The 17,335-nt window shown below is 66.0% G+C and carries 14 protein-coding genes and 1 pseudogene; 8 read left to right on the plus strand and 7 right to left on the minus strand.

Translation table 11 applies throughout. The annotated features are described in order from the left end of the window. Position 1: 1 nt before the first annotated feature. Positions 2-937 carry a carbohydrate ABC transporter permease gene (locus tag FB478_RS19730; RefSeq protein ID WP_018770390.1) on the minus strand — a complete coding sequence of 312 codons (936 nt, stop codon included), beginning with the start codon at positions 935-937 and terminating at the stop codon, positions 2-4. Continuing rightward, positions 934-2,262: an extracellular solute-binding protein gene (locus tag FB478_RS19735; protein WP_134164832.1), complete on the minus strand. Its 1,329-nt coding sequence runs from the start codon at positions 2,260-2,262 to the stop codon at positions 934-936. The genes FB478_RS19730 and FB478_RS19735 overlap by 4 nt, the downstream gene beginning before the upstream one ends. A 235-nt stretch (positions 2,263-2,497) precedes the next feature. Here FB478_RS19735 and FB478_RS19740 point away from each other — a divergent pair, with 235 nt between their 5' ends. After that, positions 2,498-3,541 carry a LacI family DNA-binding transcriptional regulator gene (locus FB478_RS19740; RefSeq protein WP_144601406.1) on the plus strand — a complete coding sequence of 348 codons (1,044 nt, stop codon included), beginning with the start codon at positions 2,498-2,500 and terminating at the stop codon, positions 3,539-3,541. 9 nt (positions 3,542-3,550) lie between these two features. Then, positions 3,551-4,738, plus strand: a complete 1,188-nt coding sequence (locus tag FB478_RS19745) for a mandelate racemase/muconate lactonizing enzyme family protein (RefSeq protein ID WP_056389595.1) — start codon at positions 3,551-3,553, stop codon at positions 4,736-4,738. Positions 4,739-4,814: 76 nt separating this feature from the next. On the opposite strand, the pseudogene FB478_RS19750 reads toward FB478_RS19745, so the two are convergent. Beyond that, positions 4,815-5,028: pseudogene (locus FB478_RS19750) on the minus strand (phosphogluconate dehydrogenase C-terminal domain-containing protein); the annotation flags it as partial. Positions 5,029-5,164: 136 nt separating this feature from the next. After that, positions 5,165-6,271, minus strand: coding sequence for a LacI family DNA-binding transcriptional regulator (locus tag FB478_RS19760; protein WP_018770384.1), 1,107 nt, complete (start codon positions 6,269-6,271; stop codon positions 5,165-5,167). 173 nt (positions 6,272-6,444) lie between these two features. On the opposite strand from FB478_RS19760, the gene FB478_RS19765 reads away from it, so the two are divergent. The 5 genes from FB478_RS19765 (at position 6,445) to FB478_RS19785 (ending at position 11,224) form a co-directional block, all read left to right on the plus strand. Continuing rightward, positions 6,445-7,302, plus strand: a complete 858-nt coding sequence (locus FB478_RS19765; RefSeq protein ID WP_018770383.1) for an ABC transporter substrate-binding protein — start codon at positions 6,445-6,447, stop codon at positions 7,300-7,302. 109 nt (positions 7,303-7,411) lie between these two features. After that, entirely contained in the window at positions 7,412-8,200 is a 789-nt protein-coding gene (locus FB478_RS19770; protein WP_018770382.1) for an amino acid ABC transporter permease, read from the plus strand. Continuing rightward, positions 8,197-8,979, plus strand: coding sequence for an amino acid ABC transporter ATP-binding protein (locus FB478_RS19775; RefSeq protein ID WP_018770381.1), 783 nt, complete (start codon positions 8,197-8,199; stop codon positions 8,977-8,979). Before FB478_RS19770 ends, FB478_RS19775 begins: the two co-directional genes overlap by 4 nt. Next, positions 8,979-10,022 carry a Gfo/Idh/MocA family oxidoreductase gene (locus tag FB478_RS19780; RefSeq protein WP_056389585.1) on the plus strand — a complete coding sequence of 348 codons (1,044 nt, stop codon included), beginning with the start codon at positions 8,979-8,981 and terminating at the stop codon, positions 10,020-10,022. The genes FB478_RS19775 and FB478_RS19780 overlap by 1 nt, the downstream gene beginning before the upstream one ends. Before the next feature lie 80 nt (positions 10,023-10,102). After that, on the plus strand, positions 10,103-11,224 hold the full coding sequence (locus FB478_RS19785) for an FAD-binding oxidoreductase (RefSeq protein WP_018770379.1): 1,122 nt from the start codon (positions 10,103-10,105) through the stop codon (positions 11,222-11,224). Positions 11,225-11,308: 84 nt separating this feature from the next. Here the strand turns inward: FB478_RS19785 and FB478_RS19790 are convergent, their stop codons facing one another. Then, entirely contained in the window at positions 11,309-12,808 is a 1,500-nt protein-coding gene (locus FB478_RS19790) for a SulP family inorganic anion transporter (RefSeq protein WP_056389664.1), read from the minus strand. 337 nt (positions 12,809-13,145) lie between these two features. On the opposite strand from FB478_RS19790, the gene mptB reads away from it, so the two are divergent. After that, positions 13,146-14,765 (plus strand): polyprenol phosphomannose-dependent alpha 1,6 mannosyltransferase MptB, encoded by a 1,620-nt coding sequence (mptB, locus tag FB478_RS19795; protein WP_144601407.1) that lies wholly within the window; start codon positions 13,146-13,148, stop codon positions 14,763-14,765. On the opposite strand, the gene FB478_RS19800 is transcribed toward mptB, so the two are convergent. Then, a complete protein-coding gene (locus FB478_RS19800; RefSeq protein ID WP_056389578.1) occupies positions 14,762-16,018 on the minus strand; it encodes a glycosyltransferase 87 family protein in 1,257 nt (418 codons plus the stop codon). The genes mptB and FB478_RS19800 overlap by 4 nt on opposite strands. Positions 16,019-16,046: 28 nt before the next feature. After that, positions 16,047-17,315 carry a glycosyltransferase family 87 protein gene (locus tag FB478_RS19805; protein WP_377204594.1) on the minus strand — a complete coding sequence of 423 codons (1,269 nt, stop codon included), beginning with the start codon at positions 17,313-17,315 and terminating at the stop codon, positions 16,047-16,049. Positions 17,316-17,335: the final 20 nt, after the last annotated feature.

Here is a 17,335-nt window from a genome sequence, read left to right on the forward strand (position 1 = left end):
CCTACAAACCTTCCAATTGGCTGCCTTGTTTGTCCTTGCCGCCAAGACGCTGGAGGAACAAGGCCAGTGCAAGGCCGATGATGACGAGAATGACGGCGATGACGCTGGCCGGGCCCATGAGGTTGGCCCGGAAGCCCCGCAGGTACATGTCCAGGGCCAGGATCCGCGTGGAGTTTCCCGGTCCGCCGCCCGTGAGGACGAAGATCAGGTCGAAGTAGGTCAGCGAACCCACCACCATCAGCGTGGAGGACGTGATGATGGTGTATTTCAGCTGTGGCAGGGTGATGTGGAAGAACTGCTTGATGGTTCCGGCACCGTCGATCTGCGCTGCCTCGTAAAGGGACTTCGGGATCTGCCGCACCCCGCCCTGGTAGATGAGGGTGTGGAACGGGACGAACTGCCAGGCGATGACGAAGATGACCAGGCCTACGGCCAGTTGGGGTACCCCCAGCCAGTCCTGCGCCAGGAAGGGCAGCCCCAGGCCGGTTGCCAGGCCGAAATTCGGGTCCAAAAGGGCCTTGAAGGCGATGGCGACGGCGGCTGAGGACAGCAGGAGGGGCAGGAAGTACAGGACGGCAAGGGCAGCCCGGTAGCGCTGGCTTCCCGCCGTGAAGACCCCCAGGAGCAGGCTGATGGGAGTCTGGACCAGCCACGAAACGATCATGATCAGGAAGGTCAGGCCCAGGGCGTTGTACAGTCCCGGATCCGCCAGCACAGAGAACCAGTTGTCCAGTCCAGCTGCCCCGATGGCACCGATTCCGTCCCAGCTGCTGAAGCTGAGGATGAGCACCCCGGCCAGCGGGATGACTGCGAACACCAGGAAGAAGAACAGTGCGGGCAGAGTCAGCCACGCCAGGGCGGCCCTGCGCTGTTCGGTCTGCTTGGAATCTTTCGCCCTCGTGGCGGCCCGCGGGGCAGTGGAGACGGCGTTGCTCATTTCCCTAGGGTGCCGTTCATGTTCTCGGCGAACTGCTGCGGCGTGATCGACTTCAGGAACAGCTGGTCGATGTTGTTCAGCAGGGCCTCAGCTGCGGTGGGGCTCAGCGCCTGGTCCCAGGACTGCTGGAAGTTGGGTGCGTTCTTGGCCATGTCGTAGACGAAGTTCAGGAACTCCTTGTCCGGGGAGGTGTTCAGCTTGTCTTCGATGCCGTTGACAATCGGCACGGAGCCGGAGTTGATGTAGGCGTCGACCACGGTATCGGTCAGGATCCCGTCCTTGAAGAACTTCTTGGCGGATTCCTTTTCCTTGTCGCTGGCCTTGGAAGAGATTGACATGTACGCCGCGGGGTTTCCGACGCCGTTCTTCGGGTCGCCCTTGCCGCCGGCAACCGTGGGGAACGGGACGAAGCCCAGTTTTCCGTCCTGCACGAAGTTCTGGCCGGCCTTCTTCATGGCGCCATAGGTCCAGGAACCGTGCAGCATCATGGCTGCCTTGCCGGAGAACAGGAGGGCCTGGTCTGCCTGCGAGTCGGCAGTGATGGAGGAGAAGCCCTTGATGAAGCCGTCAGCAGAGACCAGCTCCTGGATCTTGGTGCCGGTCTCGATCACGGCCGGGTCCATCCAGGAATTGGGCTTGCCCTCGAAGATCGCCTTGAAGACGTCCGGCCCGCCGATGCGGTCCAGGAGGTATTCAAGCCACATCATGGAGGTCCAGCGCGACTGGCCGCCCAGGGAGAACGGGGCTATGCCCATGCCGTTGAAGGTCTTGACCAAGGACATGATGTCGTCCCAGGTCTTGGGCGGCTGGACGCCTGCCTTCTGGAACAGTTCCTTGTTGTAGAACAGCACGATCGGGGCGACGTACTGGTTGGGCAGGGCGTAGATCTTGCCGTTGACGGTGGCTGCACCGAACACGGACGGGAAGAACTTCTTCTTCAGGTCCGGATTCTGGTCGAACCAGCTGGTGAGGTCCTCAACCTGGTTGGCCTCGGCGTAGGTCTTCAGGCCACCGCCGCCCCAGCCGTAGATGATCGTGGGTGCCTGGTTGGCGCCGATGGCGGTCTTGATTTTGGTCTTGTACGCGTCGTTCTGGAAATACGTAACAGTGATCTTGTCGGCGGAGTTTGCCGAGTTAAAAGCATCCACGGCTTTCTGCATGGTGGTCTGGTTCGGCTCGCCGGACAGATACCACATGCTGGCGCCCCCGCCGCCGCTGGAGGCGCCGGGGCCGGACGTCCCGCAGGCTGTGGTTGCGGCAACGGCAAAGGGAGTGAGGGCAGCGAGGGCGAGGAAAGACCGCCGGGAGGACTGGGGTTGCTTCATTGCTTCTCCATTGTGAATTTGCGTCGAGGTACGGGGCGTCAGCTCCGCCGTTCGTTCGAAACATTTCGAACGGTGATATAAGTCACGCTGTAAACTAAAGCCCTAATTATCAGCCGCGTCAAGGGATCGTAGAGGATCTTTTCTGTCTGCACTCTAGGTCCCGGTGCTCTTGACCGGAGAAGGCCCCACTCTGCACAATGAAAGCGTTTCCCCACTTTCGAAAGATTGCGAACCGATGACGAGCAAATTGCAGGAGCGGACCAAACCCACGCTCGCTACCGTGGCCAGGCAGGCAGGGGTTTCGGCGCCTACGGTGTCCAAAGTGGTGAACGGGCGTGAGGACGTGGCCCCCGAAACCAGGGCCCGGATCCTTGCCGCACTGGAGCAGGCGGGCTACCAGTCGCCTGTCCAGCGCCGGGCGGCCGCCGAAAGCGGGACCGTGGTGGAAGTAGTGATCGACGTGCTCGACTCCGCATACACCATCCAGGTCCTCAACGGCATCCTGCAGTTCGCTGCCGCCGCCGACGTCGAAATCCTGGTCAGCGTGACCGGCCAGTCCACCCCCGCCCGCCACACCCCCGAGCGCCGGGCGCAGCGGATGCTCGAAGAGGGCAGGGCCGGGATGATCGTGGTGACCTCGGCCTTCAGCGAGGCGCAACTGCACGCGTTCAGGCGCCGCCACATCCCCGTCGTCGTCATCGACCCGCTTAACCCGCCCTCCGCCGACGTCGTCAGCGTTGGGGCCACCAACTGGGCCGGCGGCAAAGCTGCCACCGAGCACCTGCTGGGACTGGGACACCGCCGCATTGCCTACATCGGCGGCATAGAGGGCGCTGAATGCAACCAGGCGCGGCTGCACGGATACATGGCAGCCCTGATGGCACAAGGGATCAAGGTGGACCCCCAGTACGTTGTTTCCGGCGGCCGGTTCCGGACGGAGAGTGGGGTCAATGGATTCAAAGAGCTGCTGAAGCTTGACCCGCGCCCCACGGCGATCTTCGCCGGAAGCGACACCATTGCCCTGGGCGTCCTCAGCGAAGCGCGGCGCCACGGAATCAGGGTTCCCGAGGACATCAGCCTCATCGGCTTCGACGGCACCAACCAGGGTGAGCAGTCCGTTCCATCGCTGAGTTCCGTGGCCCAGCCCCTGGAGGAGATGGGGCGGGCGGCCCTAAGGTCGCTGCTGCGGCAGCTGCAAGGCGAAGTCCTCGATTCCCACCGAGTGGAACTGGCAACCCAGGTAATCGTGCGGGAATCCACCGCCCCTCCCGCGGACTGAAAGACAACCATGAAAATCACCCATCTCGACACCGTGGTCGTGGACTTCTACCGGACGAACCTCATCTTCGTCCGGCTTACAACTGACGAGGGGCTCACCGGCATCGCCGAGGCGACCCTCGAAGGGCAGGAACATGCTGTCCTCGGGGCGGTGGCTGTCCTTGCCGAAGCCGTCAGGGGCAAGGACCCCACGCGGATTACCCAGACCATTTATGAGCTCAACCGCGACGCCTACTGGCGCGGCGGTCCGGTATCCATGACAGCCCTGAGCGCCCTTGAGATGGCGATGTGGGATGTTTCGGCGCGGGCATTGGGCGTCCCGGTCCACCGGATGCTGGGGGGACAGGTCCGCGACCGGGTCCGCGCCTACGCCAACGGCTGGTTTTCCGGGGCCATCACTCCGGAGGCTTTCGCCGAGGCCGCTGTACGGACGGTCGGCCAAGGCTTCCGCGGCCTAAAGTGGGACCCTTTCGAGGCCGCGGACCTTTTCCTGGAACCGCGGGACCTGGGGCGCATGCTTGAACCTGTTGAGGCAGTGCGGGCGGCAGTGGGCGACGACGTTGAACTGTTCATAGAAGGCCATGGCCGCTTTGATGTCCCCACAGCCATCCGGGTGGCCCGCGAACTTGAACGGTTCCAGCCGGTGTTTTTCGAGGAACCGTGCCCGCCGGACGGGATCGACGCCCTCGTGGAGGTGCGCAGCAAGTCCCCTGTTCCCATTGCCGCGGGGGAGAGATGGATGGGCCGGAACACCTTCATTCCCGCCCTGGCCCGCAACGCCGTGGATTACATCCAGCCGGACGTCACGCACGCCGGCGGGCTGCTGGAACTGTCGTTCATTTCCACTCTGGCGGCAGCCCATTATGTGCCGTTCGCACCGCACAACCCCAGCGGGCCACTCAGCACTGCGGCAACCCTGCAGCTCGGGGCCACACTGCCGAATTTCCGGTACCTGGAGATCATGGCCACGGACGTGCCGTGGCGCAGCGACATCTCCAGTGAGCGCCTTCAGCTGACGGCAGACGGCGATGTCATGATCCCCGAAGGCGCTGGGCTGGGCATCGACCTCGACTATGACGCGATCGCGGAGCATCCTTTCACGCCGCATCCCATGCGGATCTTCAGCGACGTGGTGGCCGATATCCGGCCGCCGGACGCCCGGTCCTACTTCAACCTCGCAGGCGCAGGCGTCCGCTGACGCGTCGGACAACGAAAAAGCGGCGGCGTCCGCCCGGCCTAATAACCGGACGGAGGCCGCCGCTGCGGGTGGGTGCCTAGCGCTTGACCGCCTCGAACTTGAGCAGCTTGGCGATAACGCCGTCGAGTTCGGAGTCGTCGAAGATCTTCTTCCAGTCGTCCTTGATGATGCTGTCCTTGCCGTACCAGGGTTGGCTCCAGGATGGCGAGCTGCTTGACGGTGACCCAGTGCACGTCGATGACGGGAGCGTAGATGGTGCGGATGACGGCCTCGGCAGAGTCACGGGAGGCGCCGGACTTCAGGTTGTTACGCTTGGGAGGTGTCCGTAGAATCTGCCGCCGTCACGGCCACCATGCGATCGCATATGCAGACCGCGTCCCGGCGCCTGCTGGCCGGTTTCGACGCCTCGCAGTAGGTTCCCGCGTATCAGTTGAGCGAGGCCGCCAGCTTTTCCCGCTGTGGATCGTCGCCCGTCCGGCGCGGGCCCACTGAACCGCGGCGCACCAGGGTGGCCGTGAACTGCGCCGGAGCGGCGGGCGGCAGCCCCTCCATCTGGCGGATCAGTGCCTTGGCTGCCGCCACGCCCATGTTGTAGACCGGCTGGGCGATGACCGTCAGGGGCGGCGTGGTGAGCCTGGTCCATGCGAAGTCGTCGTACATCAGGAATGACACATCGGCCGGAATGGACAGGCCCAATTCCTGGATCGCTTCCACCACGCTGAGGGCAATCAGGCCGTCCGAAGCGACCACTGCCGTGGCTTGGTCCGGGCCCCGGAGCACTTCGCGGGTGATGCTGCGGATCGAGTCGGCATCGCCGGCATTCAACCTGACCAGGTCTTCCGGGAAGGGCAGCCCCGCCGCAAGGAAAGCGTCCCGCATCCCCTCGATGCGGTCCGCAATCTGGGAGGACTCCAGGGTCATGCCCGGCGTGTAGGGGGTGTCCGTCCGCAGTGTGGAGATGAAGGCGATACGCCGGTGCCCTGCCTCGAGCAAATACTGCGTAGCTTCCCTGGAAATCCGCGCCATGTCCACGGCCATGGTCTCCACCTTGAGGTCGCCGGCGGTGCGGTCGATGAACACCAGGGGGCGTCCGGACCGGTGCACCTCCTGCAGGTGTTCGGTGTCCACTGATGATGCCGGGGCGACGATGAGGCCGTCCACCCGCTTGTCCAGCAACACCCGCACCGCGTCCACTTCCGCCGCCCGGTCCTCGTCGGTGTTGACCAGGATGACGTTGTACCCGGCCTTCTTGGCAGTGTCCGTGATGCCCCGGGTAGCAAGGCCGAAATGCGGGTTTTCGATGTCACCCACCACCACGCCGATGGTGTGCGATTTTCCGGTGTTCATGCTGCGGGCCAGCTCGTTGGGACGGTAGGAAAGCGCCTCGGCAGCGGCGAGGACGCGCTCGCGGACGTCGTCGCTGACCGCGCCGTAATTGCCCAGTGCACGGGCGGCCTGTGCCTTGGAGACCTGCGCAGCTTTTGCGACGTCGGCAACGGTTACGTCCCGCCGTCGTGCTCCATCACCGTTCATCTTCACCTTTCGACGGGGTTGTTGACGCCCCATGTGACATCGGCTACATTTCTATCAATCGATGTGAGTCCGGTCTCAATCCTAAGCTGTGAGACCGGACTCAACAAGAGCATCGACGACTTTCTTCGGCGGCCCTGACAGCACCGCCTTCCCACCAACGATTGGACAACGCTGTGAAGAAAAAGAATCTCCGACCTGCCGGATTTGCCGCGGCAGCCCTGGCCGCGGTCCTGGCGCTCTCCGGCTGCAGCTCCACCTCCGCCGCCTCCACCACAGAGAACAATCCCTACGGGCTGATCCAGCCAGGCACCATCCGGGTGGCAAGCCTGGGTGACTCAAAGCCGTACACCTTCGCCGATGCCTCCGGAAACTTCACCGGCTTCGACGTGGAACTCTTCAAGGACGTGGCCCACCGGGCCGGTGTGGACAACGTGGTCTTCACCGGGCAGGACTTCTCGGGGCTCCTTGCCGCAGTGGCAAACGGACAGTTCGACGCCGGCGTCGCAGCCATCGGCATCACCGACAAGCGCAAGGAAACCGTGGACTTCTCGGACGGTTACCTGGCCGGCTACCTCACGGTCATCACCACCAAGACCTCCGGCATCACCAGCGCGGACGGGCTGGCCGGCAAACGCCTGGGCGTGGTCCAGGGAACCCTGCAGGAAGCCTATGCGGTGAAGAACTTCACCTCGGCCAGCCTGGTCCGCTTCCCTGACAACAACACCGCGATCGCCGCCGTGAACAGTGGAACGGTGGACGCGCATTTCCTGGATTACGAGGCCGCCAAGGCTTACGAGGAGCAGCACGGCCTGGTCAGCGCCGCGGACATCCCGTCCTTCGACGCCCCGGCCGGGTTCGCAGTGGCCAAGGGCAAGACGGCCTTCAAGGAAGCCCTGAACAAGGGCCTGGCCGCAGCCATGGAGGACGGCACCTGGAAGAAGCTCTACCAGAAGTGGTTCCCGGGCTCACCGATGCCCGAGCAGTACCTGCCCAAGGCCGAGCAGACCGCATCACCCTCGCCAAGCAAGTAGCCCCCAAGCATTATTTGCCTGGCTGTCAGGCCTTAGGGCCACCTGGCCGGGCGGGCCGCCGTAAGCGGCCTGCCCGGCACCTCCCCTTCATCTACGTCTGAGAGCAATCATGGACTGGCTCAACACCATCATCCGTACCTTCTTCGACTTCGGCGCTATGGCCGAGGTCCTGCCCCAACTCCTGGCGGTCGGCCTGCTGAACACGCTGATCATTTCCATTGCCGCCACCGTCCTTGGCACGGTGCTGGGAATGGTGGTGGCCGTCATGGGCATCTCACCATCCAAGTGGCTGCGGGTCCCGGCCAGGATCTACACGGACCTTTTCCGTGGCCTGCCCGCCATCCTCACCATCCTGCTGATCGGCCAGGGCTTTGCCCGCCTGAGCCAGTCGATCTTCGGCCCGTCACCCTACCCGCTGGGCATCATCGCGCTGAGCCTGATCGCCAGCGCCTACATCGGGGAGATCTTCCGCGCCGGGATCCTCAGCGTGGACAAGGGCCAGGGCGAGGCCTGCCGTGCCCTGGGCATGAGCTACGCCAAATCCATGGCCCTGGTGGTGGTACCCCAGGGCGTCCGCCGGGTCCTCCCGGCCCTGGTGAACCAGTTCATCGCCATCGTCAAGGACTCCTCCCTGGTGTACTTCCTGGGCCTGCTGGTCACCGAACGCGAACTCTTCCGCGTAGGCCAGGACGCCGCCGTGCTGTCCGGGAACCTTTCACCCCTGGTGGCCGCCGGACTCCTCTACCTGGTGATTACCGTCCCGCTGACGCACCTGGTGAACCACTTCGACAACAAGTTCCGCACCGGCCGCCGCCGCGCCGCACCACCCACCAGCGGCCTGAAGGAAGTCAAGGAACTCGACGCGGCCTCGCCGCTCACAGCCGGGAGCAACACATGAACACCCCAACCCCCACCACCATGAATGCGGCCACCTCGGAGGAACAGTCGTTCCGCGGCTCAAGCCTGGAACTGCGCAACCTCACCATGGCCTACGGCGACATCGAGGTACTGCGCAACGTCAGCCTCACCGTGGCGCCGGGCACCACCACCTGCATCATTGGCCCCTCAGGGTCCGGAAAATCCACACTGCTGCGCGGCGTCAACCGGCTGCACGAACCCAAGAGCGGGAACGTCCTGCTCGCAGGCGACAGCACCCTGACCGTCAACCCGGACACACTCCGCACCCGCATCGGCATGGTGTTCCAGCATTTCAACCTCTTCCCGGACCACACCGCCGAGGAAAACGTGGCCCTGGCCCTCTGGAGCGTCAAAGGCATGCCCAAGGCCCAGGCCATGGAACGCGCCCGCCAACGGCTCGCCGAGGTTGGCCTCGCTGAACGCGCCGACCACCGCCCCCGTGACCTCTCCGGCGGCCAGCAGCAACGCGTCGCCATCGCACGCGCCCTGGCCATGGAACCCGAAGTGATGCTCTTCGACGAGGCCACCAGCGCCCTGGACCCCGAACTGGTCAAAGGCGTCCTGAACCTCATGGCCGGCCTGGGCCGCCGGGGCATGACCATGCTCGTCGTCACCCACGAAATGGGCTTCGCCCGGAAAGTGGCAGACCAGGTGGTCTTCATGGACGAAGGCGAAGTAGTGGAAGCCGGGACACCCGCCCAACTCTTCGACAATCCCCGCAGCGAACGCCTCCAGCGCTTCCTTTCCGAGGTGCTCTGATGGGTGCGGTTGCAGCGGCACCCATCCGGACCGCCGTCGTCGGCTTTGGAATCTCCGGCAAGGTCTTCCACGCGCCCCTGGTGGCGGCCAACCCGGACTTCTCGCTGGACGTCATCGTCACGGCCCAGCCGGAACGTGCGGCGGAGGCGGCACGCCTGTATCCGCAGGCACGGATTGCCGGCACCCCGGAGGAGCTGTTCGCCCTGGCCGCGGACCTGGACCTGGTCATCCTGGGCACCCCGCCGCACACGCACTACGGGCTGGCCGCGACAGCCATCGCCCACGGCCTGCATGTGGTGGTGGACAAGCCTTTCGTCCCCACGTCCGCCTTGGGCGGGGAGCTGATCAGCAGGGCGGCCGACGGCGGGGTGCAGCTAACGGTGTTCCAGAACCGCCGGTGGGATGCAGACTTCCTCACCCTGCAGAAGGTGCTGGCGTCCGGAGACCTTGGCGGGGTCACCAGCTTCGAATCGCGGTTCGAATGGTGGCGGCCCGAAGGCTTCGGAAACTGGCGGGACACCGTGTCCCTGTCCGAGGGCGGCGGCATCCTGCACGACCTCGGCGCGCACCTGATCGACCAGGCCATCCACCTTTTCGGCCCGGTGGAACGGAGCTACGGCGAGACGGCCAACCGCGGTCCGCATCCGGACGCAGCGGATACGGAAGCGTTCGTGTCGTTGCTGCACGCCTCCGGCGTCCGCACGCGGCTCTGGATGAACGGCATGGCCGCCCAGGCCGGGCCGCGGTTCCACATCCTCGGTTCCCGCGCCGGCTACACCAAGTGGGGCCTGGACGGACAGGAACCTGCCCTCGCTGCCGGGACGCCGCCGTCGGACCCCGCCTATGGTGTGGAACCCCAGGAGCGTTGGGGGCTCCTGGGCGTGGACGGGGCAACGGCGGCCGTCCCCGCCGAACGCGGCGCCTACCCGCAGTTCTACGTCCAGCTGGCCGCCGCCCTGCACGGGAACGGGCCGCTGCCGGTGGATCCCGCCGAACCGCTTGAGGTGCTGAAGGTGATCGAGGGCATCCACGCCCTGGCCTGACGCCACACCCAATTTCCCCTGCTTTCCCTGACGCGTCGTCAGCGTCTTCCGCAACCACGAATTTCACAGAAAGGGACACGATGTCCTCTCTTCCAGCCACCAAGCGCGTTGCCGTCATCGGCGGCGGCATCCTCGGGGTCTCCACCGCGGTCCACCTGCTCCGCGAAGGAGCGTCGGTGATCCTGCTGACCGAGCGCGGCCTCGCCAGCGAAGCCAGCGGCCGCTCGCTGTCCTGGCTCAACTCCGCCGGCGAACGGTCCACCCCGTACCACCAGCTGCGGGTGGCCGGCGTGGACCGCTACCGCACCCTCTTCGCCTCGGACCCCAGCCGCGACTGGCTGCAGTTTGGCGGCGGCCTGATGTGGAACGCCGCGGGGCAGGGCGAGGCCACCGCGGCCCGGCACGCCTACGAAAAGTCCATCGGCTACGACTCCCGGCTTCTCGCCCCCAGCGGTATCGCAGCCACCACCCCCGGCATCGATGCGGACGCCGTGCCGGAGAATGCCATCTTCAATCCCGGCGAGGGCTGGGTGAGCCTGCCGGACCTGATCGACTTCCTCATGGAGGAGTTCCACGCCCGCGGCGGCGAACTGGTCCTGAACGCGGGAAAAGCCTCCGTCATGGTGGAAGGCGGCCGCACCTCCGGCGTGGAGACAGCGTCGGGCGGGACATACCCGGCCGACGCCGTGCTGGTGGCCTGCGGCGCGGCGACGCCCGCCGTCGTCCAACCCCTGGGAGTGCACATCCCCAACGGCTCTCCCGTGTCCATGCTGGTGGTGACCAAGCAGGTGCAGCACGACGTGGCCGCGGTGATGAACACCCCGCGCGCAGCCTTGCGGCCCAACCCGGGCGGGACGTTTGCCCTGGACCACGACTGGTACGAGGAACACATTACCGAGCACGCGGACGGCTCCTTCAGCATCCCCGATGAGGTGGTCCAGGAACTGGCCGATGAGGCATCGAAGCTTGTTGCCGGCAATCCGGAACTCAAGCCCGCCTCCTGGAAGATGGGCTATAAGCCCATTCCCGGGGACGGCGAACCCGTCCTGGGCGAACTGGGCCAGGTGCCCGGATGCTTCGTTGCCTTCACGCACTCCGGCGCCACGCTGGGACTCATTGCCGGTGAGCTCCTGGCCGGGGAAATCCTGACCGGCAGGAAGCACCCCATGCTGGCCACCTTCCGGCCGGGACGCTTCTCCTAAGCCGGGCTGCAAAGGGGCGGGGCCGCGCGGATTGCGGCTCCGCCCTTTTGCCCGTGCCGTCCGGGCTGGATGCCGTCCGGCGTGTCAGGCGCCCAAATGACCGGTGAGCCGGCGGTGGAATCCGGTGCTGCGCTCATCGAGGCCTTCGATCCTCACCGTGGCCCCGTGGTCCGCGTATTTCGTTTCAATGGAGTCGAGGGCGGCCACCGTCGAGGCGTCCCAGATCTGTGCACGGCTGAGGTCGATGGACACCAGGCCCGGATCGTCCGCGTAGGCGAAGTGTTCCACCAGGTCGTTGCTGCTCCCGAAAAACAGCGGGCCCACCACCTGGTAGCGGACACTCTCCCCGTCGCCGGCCAGGGTCCTCTCAACAGTGATCACATGCGCCACCCGGCGGGCGAACAGGACCATGGCCAGGATGACGCCGACGAGGACGCCGTAGGCCAGGTTCCCCGTCAGCACCACGACGGCGACAGTAACAGCCATGACCAGTGTCTCCGGTATGGGCATCCGCTTCAGGGTGGACGGTTTGACGCTGTGCCAGTCCACCGTGGTGACGGCAACCACCATCATGACCGCGGCGAGGGCCACCATGGGGATCTGCCCCATGATCGAGCTGAGCCCGGTCACCAGGGCCAGCAGGAACAGTCCGGCCACGAACGTCGAAATGCGGGTGCGGGCCTGGCCGGTCTTCACATTGAGGACGGTCTGCCCGATCATGGCGCAGCCGGCAATGCCGCCGTAGAAACCGGCGAGGATGTTCGATACGCCCAGCCCCCAGGACTCGCGTCCCTTATGGGACGGGGTGCCGGTGATGTCATCGACGAGTTTCGCTGTGAGGAGGGTTTCCATGAGGCCGACGAACGCCACGCTCAGTGCCGTGGGCAGGACCAGCTGGAAGGTGGCAAGGTCAAGCGGGAAAAGGAACGGGGTGATCCCCGGCAGCTTGCCCGTAAGGGGACCTTCGTCCGCGACGCTCGGAACGGCCACGCCGGCGATGATGACGATTGCCGTGACGGCCACGATGGCAACCAGCGGCGACGGAACCACCTTGGTGAAGCGCGGAAGGACGAAAATGATCGCGAACGTCAGGGCGAACAGGACGTAGGCGGGCCAGGGGACATTGAGGACATGGGGCACCTGCGCCATGAAGATCAGCACGCCCAGGGCGTTGACGAATCCGATCATCACCGATCTGGGGATGAAGCGCATCAGCCGGGCAAGGCCGGCCAGGCCAAAGACCACCTGGATCACGCCGGCGAGCAGCACGGCGGGCAGGACGTACTGGACACCGTGCTGGTGCACGAGCGGGGCGATCACCAGGGCGACGGAACCGGCTGCGGCGGTAACGACGCCGGGCCGGCCGCCAAGGACCGACATCGCCAGGGCCAGCACGATGGAGGCGACCAGGCTCACCATGGGATCCACCCCTGCCACGATCGAGAAGGATATGACCTCAGGGACCAGGGCCAGGGTGGTGACCATGCCGGCCAGGACCTCGCGGGAGAGCTGCCGCGGGGAGCGCACGGCGGTCAGGACAGTGGTCGGTTGCCGGACGGGGCGGGGGCGGGCGGTGACGGCCAAGGAGCGGCTCCAGGGGACATGGCTCTCCTGGGAGAGCGGGTGTGCAACGTTTCTGCGCGCCACGGTGCGCACGGGTCCAGCCCGGCCATGGAAGACAATGGGGTGGGAAGGGAATGCGCCGGTGGCTTTCGGCTGCATAGGCAACACTACCCGCCAGGGTTTATGGAGGGGCAGCCAACCGCGATACGCAGTTCCGCAGCCGTTGCCAAACTGTGGCGCTTCCGCCCGGCCCGGCCCCGGGCGGAAGTAAGCTCGGCTGATAAAATGGCCGGGTTGCAGGGCGGCCATTTGAAGCTGGGGCGAGCAGTGCCGTAACAAGTCAGGGGACCACACAAACATGACGGCAGGCGGGTCACACCTCAGGATGTCGGAGAGCCGGCCGGGCACACCGGCCGGGGTTTCCGTGCCCGCCAAAGGCCGTGCCTACCTGGCAACCCTCGAAGGCTTTGTCGGCGCCCTCATGATGTTCGTCGGTTCCATCGGAACGGGCTGGATCGCCAACGGGTCGCCCATGATCCGGCAACCGGTGGTGATCGCACTCCGTACCGAAGGCTGGGGCGTGGCGGTATCCACCGTGCTGCTGACGGCCGGTGCCATGCTCCTGATGCGCTCCTGGCTTCGCCTGGGCCAGAGGCTGGGGGACTGGGGACAATCCTCCCTGCGGTCCGTGGTGGTGGCCATATCCGCCTGGTCCCTGCCGCTCTTGTTCTGCGTTCCGGTCTTCTCCAGGGACGTCTACGCCTATACGGGGCAGGGCCGCCTGGTCCAGGAAGGCCAGAACCCGTATGAGGTGGGCATTTCCACCCTCAACAACTGGTTCTCCCTGGGGGCCGACCCCGCCTGGGCGGAAAACCGGACCCCGTACGGACCGTACTTCCTGTGGCTGGCGCGCGCGGTGGTGGGACTGACAGGAGCCCAGCCTGACGCGTCCGTCCTGCTGTTCCGCCTCCTGGCCGGCGTCGGCGTGCTGCTCTGCGTCATCTACGTGCCCAGGCTCGCCGAACTGCACGGGATCAACGGTGCCCGCGCGCTCTGGATCTCCGTGGCCAACCCGTTGTTCCTCATCAGCTTCGTCGCCAGTGCCCACAATGACGCCCTGATGGTGGGGCTCGCCGTCGCCGGCGTTTACCTGGCCGCCACCCGCCGCTACCTCCTGGGCGTCCTCCTGGTCACCGCCTCCATCGGCATCAAGCCCATCACCGTCCTGCTGCTGCCGTTCATCGGTGTGATGTGGGCGGGGCCCGCTGCGTCCTGGCCGCGCAAATTCCTGATGTGGGGTGCCACGGCGGGCATCAGCTTCGGCGTGCTGGCCCTGAGCGGCATCCCCTACAACCTCGGCATCGGCTGGACGTGGGCCATCATGGACCCCACCCCCGGCTACACGGGCTACTCGCCGTCGGGCTTCCTGGGCCAGCAGGTGGAGATGCTGGCCAACGCCCTGGGACTGCCCGGCGGAACGCTGGCCACCTGGCTGCGGACCGCCATGAAGTGGGCGGCGATCGCCCTGGTCCTGCTGCTGATGTTCCGCGGCGACTACTCGCGGGCGGTGCGGCGGATGGCCCTGGCGTTCACCGCCGTCGTGATGCTCTCACCCATCATCCAGCCCTGGTACATCCTGTGGTTCCTGCCGTTCCTGGCGGTCACGGGAATCCGGGACGACTGGCAGATCCGCTCGCTGTACGTGGGCGTGACGTTCTTTGTGGTATTCGGCGCCCAGGACCAGCTTTCGGTCTGGTCCTTCGTGGAACTGCCCATCGACGCCTCGTCCCTGGCCTTCTTTACGGCCCTGGCCTTCACCTTCTACCTGCTGGTCCTGGACGTCCATACCCGCAAGCTGCTCATCGAGGGCAAGCCGCTGGACGTTGCCCGGCGGGCCTGGCGGTGGGTGGCGGAGCGCCGGGCCGCGCGCCAGGCTGAGGCCCGTGCCGCCGTCGACCGGTCGTCCGGGGGCAGCTAGGCTCCGGCCGGCACCTGGGCTGACGTTTTCCGGCCCAACTCCGCGGTGCGCTTCACCGACCACCACAGCAGGACCACCAGGAGCACGTTGCGGGTGGTCAGGATGGCTGCCATGACGGGGTGCGCATGGATGAGCGGGGTGTAGAACAGCGGGTAGATCACGAACGTTGTCATGGCAATGCCCATCAGCAGGGCGGCCGGGACCTTCCAGCGCTCCCAGTCATGCGCCAGGCCGGCGATGATCACCGGTGCCAGCCAGATGATGAACTGCGGCGAGCCCACCTTGTTGAACACGATGAAGGCGGTAACCATCATGAGCGCGCCTTCGAGGAACAGTTCCTCGCGTTCGGCGCCGCGCCGCAGGGCGCGGACCAGAAGGATGGCCGCGGTGACGGCCGCAAGGACCAGCAGCGGCTGCATCAGGAATGCGGCGGTGCCGGCACCGGGGCCGTAGACCTCGGTGGAATTGATGGCGGTGTTGTCGGCCATCCGTGAACCGGCGATGTGGAAAACGCTCAGCCACACCCAGGGCGTGGAGAAGGTGGCCTCAAGCTGCATTCCGCGCTCGCCCTGGTTCAGGAGGAAGTCCATGATGTGCGGCAGCCCGCCGGTCAGCCACGTGCCCAGGCCCACCACCGCGGTGACGGCGGCGCCGGCGAGGACCACCTGGATCCGCTTGTGGCTGGCGATGACGATCGGGACCAGGACGGCTGCGGGCCAGACCTTGATCCAGGTGGCGATGCTGAGCAGGACGCCGGCCACGACGGGCCGTTCAGCGGCATAGAGCAGGGCGATCAGCACGATCGGCGCCGTGATGCCCTCCACCCTGGCGAAGCTCAGGTAGCCCATGAACACCGTGAAGAACAACCACCACCAGGCGGGGGCAATGCCCGTGACCTTCCGCGGGCCACGGGTGAGGTAGACCAGGCCGACGGCGTTGAGCGCCGTGATGATCAGGAACCACACCAGCAGGTAGAGGCCTGGCCCGGCGATGTTGGCCAGGAAGATGGGGATCTGAGCCAGCACCGGGTAGACCCAGGGGCTGATCTTCCCGGTCAGGTCCGCCGGGTTGTAGCCGTCCAGGGCCCACTGCCGGTACTGCTCGGTGTCGCTGAACGTATCGCCGTTCAGGAAAAAGGATGCCATCCAGCCCAGGAAGTACAGATGGACGACGGCGAAGCCCCACCAGACGCTGGATGGGCGGGCGAACCAGTCCACCACTTTTGCCGGGAGCAGTCTGGTGCGGACGGTCACCAGGCGGTCAAAGAACCTCGTGGAAATGTCAGGTCTCCTTGAGCGCGGGGGCGGGGGCTGCGGTCTTCTTGCCCAGCGTGTAGAGGCGCCGGACGCTCCACAGGAACAGGACCACCAGCAGGACGTTGCGGATTGTCAGTACCAGGGCCATCCAGGGGTTGTTGTGGCTCAGGGCGTCGTAGAAGAGCGGGTAGATGAAGTAGGTTGCCACGGCGATGGCGATCAGCATTGCCGCCGGAACCCGCCATTCACGCCAGCTGTGCGCCAGGCCCACCGCGACGGCGGGGCCGAGCCACACCATGAACTGCGGCGAACCCACCTTGTTGAAAACCACGAACGCGGTGGCCAGGGTCAGGGCCCCGGCCAGGAGCAGCTCGGTGCGGTCCACGCCGCCGGCCACCTTGTGCTGCTTTCCGTTGTGGAGCGCCCAGAAGGTCAACCCGGCCACCAGGAGTGCCGCCAGCACCAGGAGGGGCTGCATCAGCACGGACATGGTGGCGGTGCCCGGGCCGTCCACCTGCATGGAGTTGATGTCCGTGTTCATGTACATGCGCGAGCCGCCGACGTTCAGGACGGAGAGCCAAAGCCAGGGGGTGGTGAAGGTGGCCTCGAGCTGCATGCCGCGGTCGCCCTGCTGGGTGAGGAAGTTCAGGAGCTTGGGGACGCTGCCCAGGGCTGCCGCCAGCGCCACCACGCCCGCCGTCGTCGCGATTCCTGCCAGCACCACCAGCAGGCGGTTCTTTACGACGGCGAAAAGGGCCAGCATGATGGCCGCCGGCCAGACCTTCACCCAGGTGCCGACGGCCAGCAGGACCGAGGCGACGAACGGGCGCTGGACGCCGTAGGCCAGGGCCACAAGGACCAGCGGGGCGGTGAGGCCGTCCACACGGGCGAAGCCCAGCCAGCCCATCAGGAAGGTGAAGGCCAGCCACCACCAGCCGGCGGGGATGGCGCGGGTGTTGCGGCCCCGCCCGGTGAGCTTGAGCAGGGCCCACGCGTTCAGGAGCGTGGTCATGAGGACCCAGAGGAAGAAGAACGGTCCCGGTCCCGCCAGGCCTGCGATGGCCATGGGGATGAGCGCCAGGATGGGGTACACCCACGGGCTGGGGCCGCCCCGGAGGTTCGCGTCGTTGAATCCCGCCATGGCCCAGTCACGGTAGATGAAGGTGTCGCTGAACGCCTCGCCGCGAAGGGAGAGGGAAGCGGCGAAGACCAGGAAGACAAGGTGCACCACGATGAATCCCGCCAGCAGGCCGCCCCCGGTGTTCAACCGGCTCCGCACCGGGGTGGGGAGGATGACGTTGCGGATCCTGGTGA

It is taken from the genome of Arthrobacter sp. AG367, from assembly GCF_007828995.1.
Lineage (GTDB): Bacteria > Actinomycetota > Actinomycetes > Actinomycetales > Micrococcaceae > Arthrobacter.